This is a genomic window from Streptomyces sp. NPDC059852, from assembly GCF_042731455.1.
In the GTDB taxonomy this organism is placed as follows: domain Bacteria; phylum Actinomycetota; class Actinomycetes; order Streptomycetales; family Streptomycetaceae; genus Streptomyces.
This window is the reverse complement of sequence record NZ_JBHWJK010000009.1, coordinates 226250-239893: the sequence shown is the minus strand read 5'-3', so window position 1 is coordinate 239893 and position 13644 is coordinate 226250. Positions and strand designations below refer to the sequence as shown.

The window sequence follows — 13644 nt, the reverse complement described above, 5'->3', positions numbered from 1 at the left end:
CGGTCACCCGGTCCGGCCGTCGAGGCCGAGCCGTTCCAGGACGCCCCGCACGTCCGGTACCGCCTCCACTCCCTCCGGGAGCGCGGGGCGGCGTACGACCACCACGGGGACGCCGAGGCGGCGGGCGGCCGTGAGTTTCGGCGCGGTCGCCGAGCCGCCGCTGTCCTTGGTGACGAGCACATCGATGCGGTGGCCGCGCAGCAACTCCGTCTCACCGGGCACGGTGAACGGGCCGCGGGCCAGCAGCACTTCGGTGTGCGCGGGCAGGGGCGGCTCGGGCGGTTCGACGCAGCGGACGACGAAGCGCAGGCCGTCCAGGTGCGCGAAGGCGGCCAGGCCCAGGCGGCCGGTGGTCAGCAGCACCCGCGGGCCGAGGCCCGGCAGGAGCGCTGCCGCGTCGGCGAGCGAGGCGGCCTCGTGCCAGCGGTCGCCGGGCTCCGGGCGCCAGCCTGGGCGGCGCAGGACGACGGCCGGGACGCCCGTGGTGCGCGCGGCCCCCGCAGCGTTCGCGGTGATCGACGCGGCGAACGGGTGGGTGGCGTCGACGACGGTGTCCACGTGCTCGGCGCGCAGCCAGGCGGCCAGGCCGTCGGCACCGCCGAAGCCCCCGACGCGTACGTCCCCCGCCACCGCGCCGGGGCGGGACACACGTCCGGCGAGCGAGGTGGTGACGCGCACGCCGGGGCGCGCCGCGAGCGCGGCGGCGAGTTCGCGGGCCTCGGTGGTGCCGCCGAGGACCAGGATGTGGCGGGGGGACATGGGGCGAGCGTACGAGGTGGGCGGCCGGGGCCCTGCGCCGCCCCGACGTCGGACGAACACTATGAACACAACGGCCGGACCATGGTGGCCGCGACCGCCCGCTCCCTAGCATCGCCGCGCACGGCTCGACGAGACATCGGCCGAGGACGAGGTCGAGGTCGGGAACGACAACGAGGGCGAGGGAGCAGCGTCGTGGACCGGACGAGAACCGAAGCAGTGATCCGTGGACCGGTCCCGGTGACGGCGGCCCGGCGCACGGCGCTCGCCGCCGTGCTGGCGGGGACCCTCGCCGCCGGGCTGCTGGCGGGCGCCTCCCAGGCGCGCGGGGAGACCGCCGGGCCGGTGCGCGCCGCCTGCCCGGACGAACTCGCCGGGCGGGCCGACTGCTACACCGGCCAGGACGCGAACGGCGCCCACTACGCGCTCGCGGTGCCCACCGACTGGAACGGTTCGCTGGTGGTGCACGCGCACGGCGGACCCGACCTCGGCGCGGAGTCCGACCCGGCGCGCAGCCTGGACGACCTGGGCCGCTGGTCGGTGATGGTGAAGGAGGGGTACGCCTGGGCGGGCTCGTCGTACCGGCGGGGCGGGTACGGGACGCGGATGGCGGCCGCCGACACGGAGAGCGCGCGCCGGGTGTTCGTCGGCGCGTTCGGCACGCCCAGGCGCACGTTCGTGCACGGGCAGTCGTGGGGCGGTGACGTCGCGGCGAAGGTCGTGGAGACGTACGGCCGCCGGGGCGGGGCGTACGACGGGGCGCTGCTCACCAACGGGGTGCTGGGCGGCGGCTCGCGCGGCTATGACTACCGGGTCGACCTGCGCGTCGTCTACCAGTACTACTGCGGCAACCATCCGCGCCCGAGCGAGCCGCAGTACCCGCTGTGGCAGGGGCTGCGGGCCGGCTCCACCATGACGTCGGCCGGGCTGCGCGCGCGGCTCCAGGAGTGCACCGGGTACGCCTCCGCGCCCGGCGAACGCACCGCCCTCCAGCAACGCAACCTGGACGACATCCTCGCGGTCACCGGCATCCCGGAGCGCACGCTGGAGTCCCATCTGCGGTTCGCGACCTTCACGTTCCGCGACATCGTGCACGAACGCCTCGGCGGCCGGAACCCGTTCGGGAACCGGGGGGTGCGCTACTCCGGTTCGCACGACGACGAGGCGCTGAACGCCGGCGTCGCACGCTTCTCCCCCGACCCGACGGCCGTACGGGACCTGTCGTACGACAGCGATCTGACGGGACGCGTCGGGATGCCGGTGCTGACGATGCACGCGATCGACGACCCCACGGCGTTCGTCGAGCACGAGGCGGCGTACCGGGACACGCTGCGGGCCGCCGGACGGGACCGGTACCTGGTGCAGTCGTTCACGCGGGAGCACGAGCACAGCGCGCTGAGCGACGCCGAGTACGCCACGTCCATCACGGCGCTGGACACCTGGGTGCGCACGGGGCGCAGGCCGACCCCCCGGTCCCTGGCGGCGGCGTGCGGCGCGTTCGACCGGACGTACGGCACGGGCTGCTTCTACGATCCGGCGTTCCGGCCCGCGCCGTACGCCTCGCGGGTCGAGCCGCGTCCGGGCGGTCTGCGGTGGCCGGCGATGACGACGGCCCAGGAGCGGGCGTGGAGCAGGATCGAGGGGGTCGGGATCGCCCCCTGAGCTGAGCCCTGCTGCGCCTCCGAGCGCGGGGCGGGCGTCAGCGCAGCAGCAGTTGCAGCCCGCCCACGACGGTCGCCGCGATCACCAGCTGCTCGAACAGCCGCTGGTTGATCCGGCTGACGGCCCAGGTGCCGAGCAGCGCGCCGGGCACGACGAACAGCACCAGCGCGGCGTCGAGCAGCAGTGAGTCGCCGTCGATCAGGCCGAGTCCGGCGCTGAACGGCAGCTTGGAGGTGTTGACGATGAGGAAGAAGAAGGCGGAGGTGCCGAGGAAGCCGAGCTTGCGGAAGCCGGCCGACAGCAGGTACATCGACATCACGGGGCCGCCCGCGTTGGCGACCATCGTGGTGAAGCCGCCGAGGACGCCGTAGGAGCGGGCCTTGAGCCGGCCGGAGCGGGTGGTGACGGCGTCGGGGTCGTCCTCCCGCTCGGCGGCTCGGCGTCGCCGGACGGTCACGGCGGCCATCATCAGCAGGATCGCGCCGATCGAGGTGCGCACGACGCCGTCGTCGGCCCACACGAGGAACAGCGTGCCGAGGACGACACCGGCCGCGACCGCCGGGAACAGACGCCAGAGCGTGGGCCAGTGGGCGTGCCGCCGGTAGGTGAGGACGGCGAGCACGTCGCCGGCGATCAGGATCGGCAGGAGGACCCCGGTGGAGGCGCGGGCGGGCAGTACGGCGGCGAAGACCGCCAGACTGACCGTGTTGGCGCCGCTCACGGCGGTCTTGGAGAAGCCGACCAGGAGGGCCGCGCCGGCGAGTGCGGCGAACTCCCAGCCCGTTATGTGCCAGAGCGTCATCGTGTCCATGCGGGGACCGATGCTATGTGCGGACATCAGGTCCTGGTAGGCCCGTCTCGTCTGCTGGGAGATCGCCGGCGGGTGCGCGCCGGGCGCGCGTCAGTGCCGTTCGACCAGCACCGCGCTGCCCTGGCCGACCCCGACGCACATGGTGGCGAGGCCGCGCTCGGCGCCCGTGCGGCGCATCCGGTGCAGGAGGGTGGTCAGGATGCGGGCGCCGGAGCAGCCCAGCGGATGGCCGAGGGCGATGGCGCCGCCGCTCGCGTTGACCAGGTCGGGGTCGATGCCGAGGGCGTCGACGCTGGCGAGGGCCTGCGCGGCGAACGCCTCGTTGAACTCGGCCTCCTGGAGGTCGGCGACGGTCCAGCCGGCCCGGTCGAGGACCTTGCGGGTGGCGGGGACCGGTCCGATGCCCATGACGTCGGGGTGCACTCCGGCCGAGCCGCCCGCGACATAACGGCCCAGGGACTCCAGGCCGAGGTCGTTCAGGGCCTCCTCGCTGACCAGGAGGAGACCGGCGGCGCCGTCGTTCATCGGGGACGCGTTGCCCGCGGTGACGGTGCCGTCGGCGCGGAAGACGGGCTTGAGCCGGGACAGCTTCTCGTAGGAGGTGTCCTCGCGGATGCACTCGTCGCTGTCGACGAGCACGCCGTCGGGGCGCTCGACGGGGAGGATCTCGTCGTCGAAGTGCCCGTTCTTGCGGGCCTCGGCGGCCCGCTGGTGGCTGCGGAGCGCGAACTCGTCCTGCCGTTCGCGGGAGACGCCGTGGCGGCGGGCGACCTCCTCGGCGGTCTCGCCCATGGACAGCAGGCCGTGCAGGTCCTTCATGGCCGGGTTGACCAGCCGCCAGCCCAGGCGGGTGTCGACGGTCTCGATGCGGTGGGGCAGCGCCTCGTCGGGGCGGGGCAGGACGAAGGGGGCGCGGCTCATGGACTCGGAGCCGCCGGCGAGCACGATGTCGGCCTCGCCCGCCGCGATGGTGCGGGCGGCCGTGGTCACCGCCTCCAGGCCGGAGGCGCACAGCCGGTTCACGGTGGCGCCCGGCACCGAGTCGGGCAGGCCGGCCAGCAGGGCCGCCATCCGGGCCACGTTGCGGTTGTCCTCGCCGGCCTGGTTGGCGGCGCCCCAGTAGACGTCGTCGACACGCGCGGGGTCCAGCGCGGGGACGTCGGCGACGATCCCCCGGATCACGGCGGCGGCGAGGTCGTCCGGGCGGACGGACGACAGGGCTCCGCGCAGCTTGCCGATGGGGGTGCGGCGGGCGGCCGCGAAGTGGACGGGACGCACGACTGGACTCCTGACCGGGCGGATAGGTCGGCTCATTAATTAGCACCGCTAGTTTTGGACTATAGACCGAGTGCCGCCCCGCTGGGAAGATACGCCGCCCCGGGGTCGGGGGACCACGGCGGCGACCGGGCAGGACGCGGGCCGCCGTGCGTTTTGCACCGGTTCGCTCTGGGCACCCGCGCACGCATGGGGTGGCGCGGCACCGCTGTGACGGACGGCGCCGCACCGCTCCTCTCGGCCCTCGACCACGCCAGAGAGGGGCTCGACATGACCGTGGTCTCCAGCACGCTTCCGGAGGCGGCCCGCAAGGTCGCGGGCGACGCCCTCCAGGACACGCTCGTCGATCTGCTCGGGCTGTCACTGATCGGGAAGCAGGCTCACTGGGCCATCGTCGGCCCGCGTTTCCGCTCGATCCACCTCCAGCTCGACGAGGTGGTGACGCTGGCCCGGACGCACGCCGACACGGTCGCCGAGCGCTGCGCCGCGATCGGGGTGGCCCCCGACGGCCGTCCGAGGACCATCGCCGAGGCCTTCGCGCTGCCCGGCCCGGAGGCGGGCTGGCTGCGCGACACCCGGGTCGTGCAGCTGGTCGTGGATACTCTGGGCTCGGCCGTGACGCGGCTGCGCGAGCGCGTCGCGGCGACCGCCGAGCCGGACCCGGTGACGCAGGACCTGCTCATCACCATCACCAGCGACCTGGAGAAGGAGCGCTGGATGTTCGACGCCGAGAACTGGCCGAGCGACGGCTGAGACGCACGACGGAAAGGAAAGGGAACCCGTGACCGACGCCCTCGAACTCGACGCACTGTGGGAGGACTTCCACCGCGTGGTGAACATGACCTCCCAGGAGCTCGCCGCCTGGCTGCGGGTCAGCGAGGCGGGCGAGACGGCCGAGCCGCTGCCGGACCGGGCGGGCTCACCGGCCGGGCAGCACGTCCTCGCGATCCTCCAGAAGCGCCGCACCGACCTCACGGACGACGACGTACGGGTCATGTACGACGTGGTGGACACCGTGTCCGCGCGTGCCGACCCGGAGAACGAGCCCGAGCCGGAGCAGACCCGCCACCGGCACGAGCTGATGACGATCGGGCACGACCCGCTGAAGCCCTGAGGCGACCGGAGCCGGTCACCCGATCGGGCCGTGGCCGATGGTGGGCCGGTGGGGCCGGTGATGGGCTGAACGGGACACGCGTCCCCTCTCCAGGAGGCACTCCCGATGACCCGTCGTACCGTCCGGCTCGCCCGCGTCCTGTCCACGGCCCTGACGGCGGGCGCCCTGCTCGCCACCGCCGCCTGCGCCCAGGAGGGGGGCCGGGAGACCGGGGCCTCCGGCGTCAGCGCGTCGCCCGCGGCGGCCCGGCAGCAGACGGAGTCACCGACGGGATCGCCCACCGGTTCACCGACGGGCTCCCCGACCGGATCGCCCACCGGCTCGCCGTCGGGCACCCTGTCCGAGTCCGGTGCCGAGACCGCGCTGATCACGGCGGCGGACATCGAGGACGACTGGACGCAGGTGAAGGACACCGAGGCGGAGAACTGGCACGACGGTCTGCTGATCGGCAAGGTCGACGTCTCCGACTTCCTGTCCGCCAAGACCGACGCGGCCGACTGCCAGCGGCTGATGGACTCCCTGTTCGACGACGATCTGCTGGGCAAGCCGTCGGGGGCCGACGCGCTGCGCGGCTTCACGCAGGACGACTCGCGGCTGCTGTACCAGGTCGCCGCGTACGACCGGACGAACGTCCAGGACTCCCTGGACTGGATGGCCGGACTGCCGCAGGAGTGCGGCCAGTTCACGATGACCGAGAACGGCGAGAAGCGGACCGTCCAGGTCACCGAGACCAACGTGCCCTCGGTGGGCGACGCGCGTGAGGGGGTGCGGATCTCGGTGCGCGGCCCCGTCGACGGCACGGAGGCGACGCTGACCCTGGACGTGGCCGCGGTCCGGGTGGGCGACAACGCGATCACCGTCACGGCGGGCGGTCTCGACGGCGACGAGCACGACTCGGTGGTGTCGGCCGTGAAGCTGGGCACCCAGCGGCTCCAGGACGTCCTGGCCGGCAAGTCCCCCGCGGCCTCGCCCAGCCAGTTCGACTGACGCGCCGACGGCGCCCCGCCCGCACGCCGACGACCGTACCGGCTGTGCCGATTCCCGGGACAACGTGATCAACGGGGCGGCACAATGGCGGTGATGGCCGGTTTCGGTCGTGCGTGCGAGGAGAGGACGAGTCGTGAGCGATGGCCACACCCCGTCGGGCGGGTCGGCGAGGCTGAACACCGGTGTGGCGCACAACGCGCGCGTGTGGAACTACTGGATCGGCGGCAAGGACAACTACGAGGTCGACCAGCAGGTGGGCGAGCACGTGGCCGGGATGTTCCCGGTCATCCGTGACATCGCGCGCGCGGACCGCGACTTCCTCGGCCGGGCGGTGCGCTTCGTGGCCGAGGAGCGCGGCGTACGGCAGTTCCTCGACATCGGCACCGGGCTGCCGACGGCCGACAACACCCACGAGATCGCCCAGCGCGTCGCGCCCGACTCCCGGATCGTGTACGTCGACAACGACCCGATCGTGCTGGTGCACGCCCGGACCCTGCTGACCGGCACCCGGGACGGCGTCACCGCCTACATCGACGCCGACGTGCACGACCCGGACGCCATCGTCGAACGGGCCTCGCGGACGCTGGACTTCGGCGAGCCGGTCGCCGTGATGATGCTGGGCATCCTCAACTTCGTGCTGGACTACGACCAAGCCCGGGACATCGTGCGGCGCGTCATGGCCGCCGTCCCCTCCGGCAGCCTGCTGGTGCTGACGCACCCCACCTTCGACGCGGAGCTCGGCGGCGAGGGCCAGATCCCGGCGATGAAGTTCTGGAACGAGAACGCCACCCCGCCGATCACGGCCCGCAGCGGCAAGGACATCGCGGCCTTCTTCGAGGGACTGGAGATGCTGGAGCCGGGCATGGTCTCCTGCGCCCAGTGGCGGGCCGACGGCTCCCCCGCCCCGGTGCCCCAGTACGGCGCGGTGGCCGTGAAGCCCTGACGCCCCCACGCACCGCCCGCCCGGCGGCCGAGCTCGTCGAGGAGACCGTATGACCACCCTTGCCGACCCCGTCCCGGGAGGGCGTCCCGGGGACGTCGAACGGGCCACCGCGCTCGGCGGCGAGCTGGCCGGCCGGGGTGTCCACGGGGTCGTGCTGGCGTACGTGGACACGGCCGGGATCGGCCGGGTGAAGACGGTCCCGACGGCCAAGCTGCCCTCGGCGGCGGCCTGGGGCGTCGGGATGTCCCCGGTGTTCGACACGTTCCTCGCGGACGACTCCATCGTGACCACGGACGTCCTCGGCTCCCCGGACGGCGATCTGCGTCTCCACCCGGATCTGACGGCCCTGGTGGAGCTCGCCGCACAGCCCGGCTGGGCCTGGGCGCCGGTCGACCGGGCGACCCAGGAGGGCGAGCCGCATCCGGCGTGCGCCCGCACGTTTCTGCGGCGCACGGTCCGGGAGGCCGCCGAGCGGCACGGGGTGACGTTCCGGGCGGGCATCGAGATCGAGTGGGCCTTCGCCCATCCACCGGGCGCCGACGGGGCCTTCGTGCCCGCGACCACGGGTCCCGCGTACGGCGCCACCCGGCAGGTGGAGCTGAGCGACTGCGCGGCGGAACTGCTGGCGGCGCTGGCCCGGCAGGGCGTCGAGGCCGAGCAGTTCCACCCCGAGTACGCGCCCGGGCAGTTCGAACTCTCGGTGGCCGCGCTCGACCCGGTCGCCGCGGCCGACCACAGCGTGCTGGTGCGGCAGACCGTCCGCGCGGTGGCCCGGCGGCACGCGCTCGCGGTGTCCTTCGCGCCCGCGGTGCTCGGGCAGGGCGTCGGCAACGGCGGCCATGTCCATCTCTCCGTCTGGCGCGACGGCGTCAATCTGCACGCGGGCGGCGCACGCCGGTACGGTCTGCGCCCCGCGGCCGAGTCCTTCGCGGCCGGTGTGCTCCGCCGGCTCCCGGCCCTCACGGCGGTGACCGCGCCGAGCCCGGCGAGCTATCTGCGGTTGCGGCCCTCGCAGTGGGCCGGGGTCTTCACGGCGTGGGGCCGTGAGACCCGGGAGGCCGGGCTGCGGCTGGTGACCGGCACGGTCGGCGGGCGCGAGCGGACCGCCAACATCGAGGTCAAGCCGGTCGACCTGGCCGCCAACCCCTATCTCGCGCTGGGCTGCCTGATCGCCGCCGGTCTCGACGGCATGGCGTCGGACGCGCGGCTGCCCGAGGAGATCACCGGTGATCCCGCGCACTTGAGCCCCCGGGAAGCGGCGGCGCTCGGGGTGCGAAGGCTGCCCGTCTCGCTGGACGAGGCCGTCGGGGAGTTCCGCGCGGACGCGATGCTGCGCGCCGCGCTCGGGCCGGTCCTCGCCGACGCCGTGATCGCCGTCCGGGAGGGCGAGACCGCACGGGTCGCCGGGCTGGACGACGACGGGGTCGCCGCGGCCTACCGGTGGGTGTACTGACATGGGCGGCACCGGGCCGGTCCACGAGGCGCTCGCGGAGCTGTCGCTGGTCGACCACCACTGCCACGGGGTGGTCACCTCCGGCCTGGACCGCGCCGCCTTCGAGTCCCTGCTCACCGAGGGCGAGCCCGGCCCCGGCTGGTCCCCCTTCGACACCCCGGCCGGGGTGGCCGTGCGCCGGGACTGCGCGCCCCTGCTCGACCTGCCCCGCCACGCCCCGGCCGACGTCTATCTGGCCCGGCGCGCCGAGCTGGGCGTGCGGGAGGTGGACCGGCGGTTCCTGCGGGCGGCGGGTGTGGCGGCGCTCTGTGTGGACACCGGCCACACCCCGGTGCCGCTCACCACGCCCGCCCGGCTCGCCGAGGCGGCCGGGGCGACCGCGCACGAGATCGTCCGCCTGGAGACGGTCGCCGAGTCCGTCGCGGCCTCGGGGGTGGAGGCCGGCGCGTACGCCGACGCGTTCCGCACGGCCGTCGAGGAGGCCGTGCGCCGGCCGGGCGTGGTCGCCGTGAAGTCGGTGGCCGCGTACCGCACCGGCTTCGACCTGGACCCGGCGCGTCCCACCGACGCGCTGGTCACCGCCTCGGCCCGGCAGTGGCTGACGGACGGCGGCCGGCTGTCCGACCCGGTGCTGACCCGGCATCTGCTGTGGACGGCGGTCGACCTCGGCCTCCCCCTGCAACTGCACACCGGGTTCGGCGACGGAGACCTGCGGCTGCACCGGGCGAACCCGGCCCTGCTGACCGACTGGCTGCATGGGGTCAGGGGCACGATCCCGGTGCTGCTGCTGCACTGCTGGCCGTACCAGCGCGAGGCCGCCCACCTCTCGGCCGTCTTCGACCATGTGTACCTGGACGTGGGGCTCGCGCTGCACCATGTGGGGCCCGCCCGGGCGCGGGCGGTGCTCGAGGAGGCCCTGGAGATCACCCCGTTCCACAAGCTGCTGTACAGCTCCGACGCCTACGGCCTGGCCGAGTTCCACGCCCTGGGTGCCCTGGCGTACCGCCGGGGTCTCGGGGAACTGCTCCAGGAGCGGGTGGACACCGACGACCTGAGCCTGCCGGACGCGCTGCGCATCGCCGCGTGGACGGCCGGCGACAACGCCCGCCGCCTGTACGGTCTCTCCCCCGCCGACCCGTCCGCCGTCCCGACCACGACCGAGCGTCCGCACTCCCGGAAAGTATGATCAAGCAATGTCTGACATGACCGAAACCACGCCCGGCTGGCTGTCCACGGACGACCTGGAGCAGGCGCGCGCCCGCATGCCGATCCTGTACGTCGAGGCGGTGCCCGTGCGCGTCGACGACAGCGGCGAGGTCACCAGCATCGGCCTGCTGCTGCGCATCGGACCCGACGGAACGGTCAGCCGGACCCTGGTCTCCGGCCGCGTGCTGCACCACGAGCGGGTGCGTGACGCGCTGCTGCGCCACCTGGAGAAGGACCTCGGACCGGTGGCGCTGCCCCGGGTGCCGACCTCGCTGCAGCCGTTCACCGTGGCCGAGTACTTCCCGACGCAGGGCATCACCCCGTACCACGACCCGCGTCAGCACGCGGTCTCCCTCGCGTACGTCGTCCCGGTCAGCGGCGACTGCCGGCCCCGGCAGGACGCCCTCGACCTGGTCTGGTTCAGCCCTCAGGAGGCCCTGTCGCCGGCGGTGCAGAGCGAGATGCCGGGCGGGCACGGGGTGCTGCTGAAGCAGGCGCTGGCGCATGTGGGATGCGTGGTCTGAGGGGGCGCCCGGTTCGTTTGACGCTGCCGCGCACGAGGCGCATAGTCGGAGGTATACGTCGTAAATGTACGGCGTTGTGAGCGATCCGGGAGCGGCTGCCCATGACGCGCGGCGAGCCGGTGGGTACACCGTCGACGGTCCTCGTCACCGGCGGTGCGGGGTTCCTCGGCAGCCACGCCTGCGTCGATCTGCTCGACCACGGCTACGAGGTGATCGTGGTCGACGACTACTCGCACAGCAGCCCGCGCGTCCTGCAGCGTCTCGAGCGGATCGCAGGCCGGTTCGTCGGCGCCGTGTACGAGCTGGACGTCCGGGACCGCCGGGCCCTGTCGGCCGTCTTCGACCGGCACACCGTGGACGCCGTGGTGCACTGCGCGGGGCTGCGCTCGGTGAGCGCGTCGACGCGCAGGCCCGTGGAGTACTACGACAGCAACGTGGGCGCGACGACGTCGCTGCTGCAGGCCATGGACGACCACGGGGTGCGCCACCTGGTCTTCTCCTCCTCGTGCGCGGTCTACGGCGAGGCCGGCCCCGGTCCGCTGGACGAGTCGTCGCCGGTCCGCCCGGCGAATCCCTACGCCGCCTCGAAGTGGGCGTGCGAGCAGATCCTCGCCGACGTGTGCCGCCGGCGGCCCGACTACACGGTGCTGTGCCTGCGGTACGCCAATCCGGCGGGCGCCCACCCCAGCGGTCTGCTGGGCGCCGGCCCGCCCGGTGAGCCCGACAACCTCCTGCCGTCGCTCGCCCGGGTGGCCGGCGGCCGGCGTGAGTCGCTGCGGGTCTTCGGCGACGACTATCCGACCCGTGACGGGACCACGGTCCGCGACTACCTGCACATCATGGACGCGGTCGGCGCGTACCGGCTGGCGCTGGACCACCTCGGCGACGCGCCGGGGATGCACGTGTTCAACCTGGGCCTGGGCGAGGGCCGTTCCGTCCTGGAGGTCCTCGCCGCGTTCTCCCGGGCGACCGGCTGGCGGGTGCCGTACGAGGTCGTGCCCCGCCGCCCCGGTGACGTGGCCGAACTCGTCGCGGACGCGGGCGCGGTGACGCGCGCCTGGGGCTGGCGGCCGACCCGCGACCTGAACGACATGTGCCGGGACGCCTGGCGGTTCCAGCAGCTCAATCCGTACGGGTACGGGGAGACAGGGCGGACGCCGTCTCCACCAAGGCGATGTGGCTGAACGCCTGGGGCGCGTTGCCGAGTTGGCGGCCCGCGTCGGGGTCCCACTGCTCGGCGAGCAGCCCGACGTCGTTGCGGATGGCGAGGACCCGCTCGAACGCCTCGCGGGCCTGGCCGGTCCGGCCGGTCGCGGCGAGGGCGTCGGCGTACCAGAGCGAGCAGGCCACGAAGGTGCCCTCGCAGCCGCGCCCGGCGTCCCGGCCGGGTGTGTAGCGCCGTACGAAGCCGCCGTGACCGAGGGCGCGCATGGCGTCGACCGTGTCGCGCACCCGCCCGTCCGCGGCGGGCAGGAAGCCGAGCCGGGGGATCAGCAGCGCGGAGGCGTCCAGGGCGGTGGAGCCGTAGGACTGGGTGAAGGCGTGCCGTGCGGGGTCCCAGCCCTCGCGGCAGACCTCGCGGTGCACCTGGTCGCGCAGGGCCCGCCAGCGTCCGCGGGCGCCGTCGCGGCCGAGCAGCCGGCCCATCCGCAGCGCGCGGTCGGCGGCCACCCAGGTCATGACCTTGGAGTGAACGAACTGGCGTCGGGGGCCGCGCAGTTCCCACAGTCCCTGGTCGGGTTCGCGCCAGTGCCGCTGCAGATGCCCCATCAGGGCCTCGACCAGGCTCCAGACATGGGCGGGCAGGTCGATACCGGCCCGCAGGGACAGGCACAGGGCGTCGAGGACCTCGCCGTAGACGTCCAACTGGTACTGCCCGGCGGCGGAGTTGCCGAACCGGACGGGTTGCGAGCCCTCGTAGCCGGGCAGCCAGGGCGCCTCGGTCTCGGGCAGCAGGCGCTGGCCGCCGACGCCGTACACGGTCTGCAGGTCGGCCGGGTCGCCCGCGACGGCCCGTACCAGCCAGTCCACCCACGCCGTGGCCTCCTCGCGGTAGCCGTTGCGCAGCAGGCAGGACAGGGTCATGGCGGAGTCCCGCAGCCAGCAGTACCGGTAGTCCCAGTTGAGGTCGCCGCCGATGCGGCCGGGCAGGGACGTCGTGGGGGCGGCGACGACACCGCCGGTGGGCGCGTAGATGAGTGCCTTGAGCGTGATCAGGGATCGTACGACGGCGTCCCGCCAGGGGCCTTCGTAGCGGCACTGGGCGGTCCAGCGCCGCCAGAAGCCGGCGGTCTCCTTGAGCAGCGTCTCCGCCGGGACGGCCAGCGGCTCGGGCGGTCCGGGCCGGTGGGACGGCGACCAGACGAGGGTGAGGGCGAGGCGCCGGCCGGCGGTGACCGTGACGTCGTGGACCGTGCGGTCGCCGGCGTCCGACGGCTCGGCGGGAGGGTCGGTGCCGAGCCAGACGGCGTCCGGGCCGGCGATCGCCACCGCGCAGCCCTCGACGGCACGGATCCAGGGCACGACCCGGCCCTGGTGGAACCGCAGCCGCAGCTCGCTGCGGAGGGTGACGGTCCCGGAGATCCCTTCGACGAGCCGGACGACACAGGGCAGCCGGGTGCGGGGCGGCATGAAGTCGGTGACCCGCACGGTGCCCGTGGGCGTCGTCCACCACGACTGGAGCAGCAGCGTGTCGCGCCGGTAGCGCCGGTGCGTGCAGCGGGTGGCGCCGGGCGGGGCGAGCCGCCAGGAGCCGTTGTCCCGGGTGCCCAGCAGCGCGGCCAGCGAGGCGGGCGAGTCGAACCGGGGCAGGCACAGCCAGTCGACGGAGCCGTCCAGGCCGACGAGCGCCGCTGTCTCCAGATCGCTGATCAGGGCGTAGTCCTCGATGGGTGCGCTCATGACGGTCACTCG

13 protein-coding genes are annotated in these 13644 nt (G+C 74.0%); 9 read left to right on the top strand and 4 right to left on the bottom strand.

Going from position 1 to position 13644, the window contains the following annotated elements; all coding sequences use genetic code 11:
* Positions 1-3: 3 nt before the first annotated feature.
* Complete coding sequence (locus ACFV46_RS14960) at positions 4-759, bottom strand: cobalt-precorrin-6A reductase (protein WP_385498461.1); 756 nt, start codon at positions 757-759, stop codon at positions 4-6.
* 219 nt (positions 760-978) lie between these two features.
* Here ACFV46_RS14960 and ACFV46_RS14955 point away from each other — a divergent pair, with 219 nt between their 5' ends.
* Entirely contained in the window at positions 979-2418 is a 1440-nt protein-coding gene (locus ACFV46_RS14955) for a hypothetical protein (RefSeq protein WP_385498488.1), read from the top strand.
* Positions 2419-2455: 37 nt separating this feature from the next.
* On the opposite strand, the gene ACFV46_RS14950 is transcribed toward ACFV46_RS14955, so the two are convergent.
* The gene (locus ACFV46_RS14950; protein ID WP_151786944.1) at positions 2456-3229 is read right to left on the bottom strand and encodes a sulfite exporter TauE/SafE family protein; all 774 of its coding nucleotides are present in this window, start codon (positions 3227-3229) and stop codon (positions 2456-2458) included.
* A gap of 90 nt (positions 3230-3319) precedes the next feature.
* Positions 3320-4507: a thiolase family protein gene (locus ACFV46_RS14945; protein WP_361925213.1), complete on the bottom strand. Its 1188-nt coding sequence runs from the start codon at positions 4505-4507 to the stop codon at positions 3320-3322.
* Between the two features lie 267 nt (positions 4508-4774).
* On the opposite strand from ACFV46_RS14945, the gene ACFV46_RS14940 reads away from it, so the two are divergent.
* The 8 genes from ACFV46_RS14940 to galE all read left to right on the top strand — a co-directional run bounded on the left by ACFV46_RS14940 (position 4775) and on the right by galE (position 11915).
* Positions 4775-5257 (top strand): Dps family protein, encoded by a 483-nt coding sequence (locus ACFV46_RS14940; protein WP_385498460.1) that lies wholly within the window; start codon positions 4775-4777, stop codon positions 5255-5257.
* Positions 5258-5285: 28 nt separating this feature from the next.
* Positions 5286-5618, top strand: a complete 333-nt coding sequence (locus ACFV46_RS14935) for a DUF3140 domain-containing protein (protein WP_385498458.1) — start codon at positions 5286-5288, stop codon at positions 5616-5618.
* Between the two features lie 105 nt (positions 5619-5723).
* Positions 5724-6605: a PT domain-containing protein gene (locus tag ACFV46_RS14930; RefSeq protein ID WP_385498457.1), complete on the top strand. Its 882-nt coding sequence runs from the start codon at positions 5724-5726 to the stop codon at positions 6603-6605.
* A 133-nt stretch (positions 6606-6738) separates the two neighbouring features.
* The gene (locus tag ACFV46_RS14925) at positions 6739-7548 is read left to right on the top strand and encodes an SAM-dependent methyltransferase (protein WP_385498455.1); all 810 of its coding nucleotides are present in this window, start codon (positions 6739-6741) and stop codon (positions 7546-7548) included.
* Positions 7549-7597: 49 nt separating this feature from the next.
* Positions 7598-9001, top strand: a complete 1404-nt coding sequence (locus ACFV46_RS14920; RefSeq protein ID WP_385498453.1) for a glutamine synthetase — start codon at positions 7598-7600, stop codon at positions 8999-9001.
* A 1-nt stretch (position 9002) separates the two neighbouring features.
* Complete coding sequence (locus ACFV46_RS14915) at positions 9003-10187, top strand: amidohydrolase family protein (protein ID WP_376728753.1); 1185 nt, start codon at positions 9003-9005, stop codon at positions 10185-10187.
* A gap of 16 nt (positions 10188-10203) precedes the next feature.
* A complete protein-coding gene (locus tag ACFV46_RS14910) occupies positions 10204-10731 on the top strand; it encodes an NUDIX hydrolase family protein (protein ID WP_062668852.1) in 528 nt (175 codons plus the stop codon).
* Positions 10732-10832: 101 nt separating this feature from the next.
* Complete coding sequence (gene galE / locus ACFV46_RS14905; protein ID WP_385498451.1) at positions 10833-11915, top strand: UDP-glucose 4-epimerase GalE; 1083 nt, start codon at positions 10833-10835, stop codon at positions 11913-11915.
* On the opposite strand, the gene ACFV46_RS14900 is transcribed toward galE, so the two are convergent.
* Positions 11854-13632: a glycoside hydrolase family 15 protein gene (locus ACFV46_RS14900; protein ID WP_361925198.1), complete on the bottom strand. Its 1779-nt coding sequence runs from the start codon at positions 13630-13632 to the stop codon at positions 11854-11856. The two genes, galE and ACFV46_RS14900, sit on opposite strands and share 62 nt — an antisense overlap.
* Between the last annotated feature and the right edge of the window lie 12 nt (positions 13633-13644).

What these genes read in the sequence shown, in the direction of transcription:
- ACFV46_RS14960 (WP_385498461.1), bottom strand. Translation starts at nt 759, where the DNA reads ATGTCCCCCCGCCACATCCTGGTCCTCGGCGGCACCACCGAGGCCCGC.
- ACFV46_RS14950 (WP_151786944.1), bottom strand. Translation starts at nt 3,229, where the DNA reads ATGGACACGATGACGCTCTGGCACATAACGGGCTGGGAGTTCGCCGCA.
- ACFV46_RS14940 (WP_385498460.1), top strand. Translation starts at nt 4,775, where the DNA reads ATGACCGTGGTCTCCAGCACGCTTCCGGAGGCGGCCCGCAAGGTCGCG.
- ACFV46_RS14930 (WP_385498457.1), top strand. Translation starts at nt 5,724, where the DNA reads ATGACCCGTCGTACCGTCCGGCTCGCCCGCGTCCTGTCCACGGCCCTG.
- ACFV46_RS14920 (WP_385498453.1), top strand. Translation starts at nt 7,598, where the DNA reads ATGACCACCCTTGCCGACCCCGTCCCGGGAGGGCGTCCCGGGGACGTC.
- ACFV46_RS14915 (WP_376728753.1), top strand. Translation starts at nt 9,003, where the DNA reads ATGGGCGGCACCGGGCCGGTCCACGAGGCGCTCGCGGAGCTGTCGCTG.
- ACFV46_RS14910 (WP_062668852.1), top strand. Translation starts at nt 10,204, where the DNA reads ATGACCGAAACCACGCCCGGCTGGCTGTCCACGGACGACCTGGAGCAG.
- galE (WP_385498451.1), top strand. Translation starts at nt 10,833, where the DNA reads ATGACGCGCGGCGAGCCGGTGGGTACACCGTCGACGGTCCTCGTCACC.
- ACFV46_RS14900 (WP_361925198.1), bottom strand. Translation starts at nt 13,632, where the DNA reads ATGAGCGCACCCATCGAGGACTACGCCCTGATCAGCGATCTGGAGACA.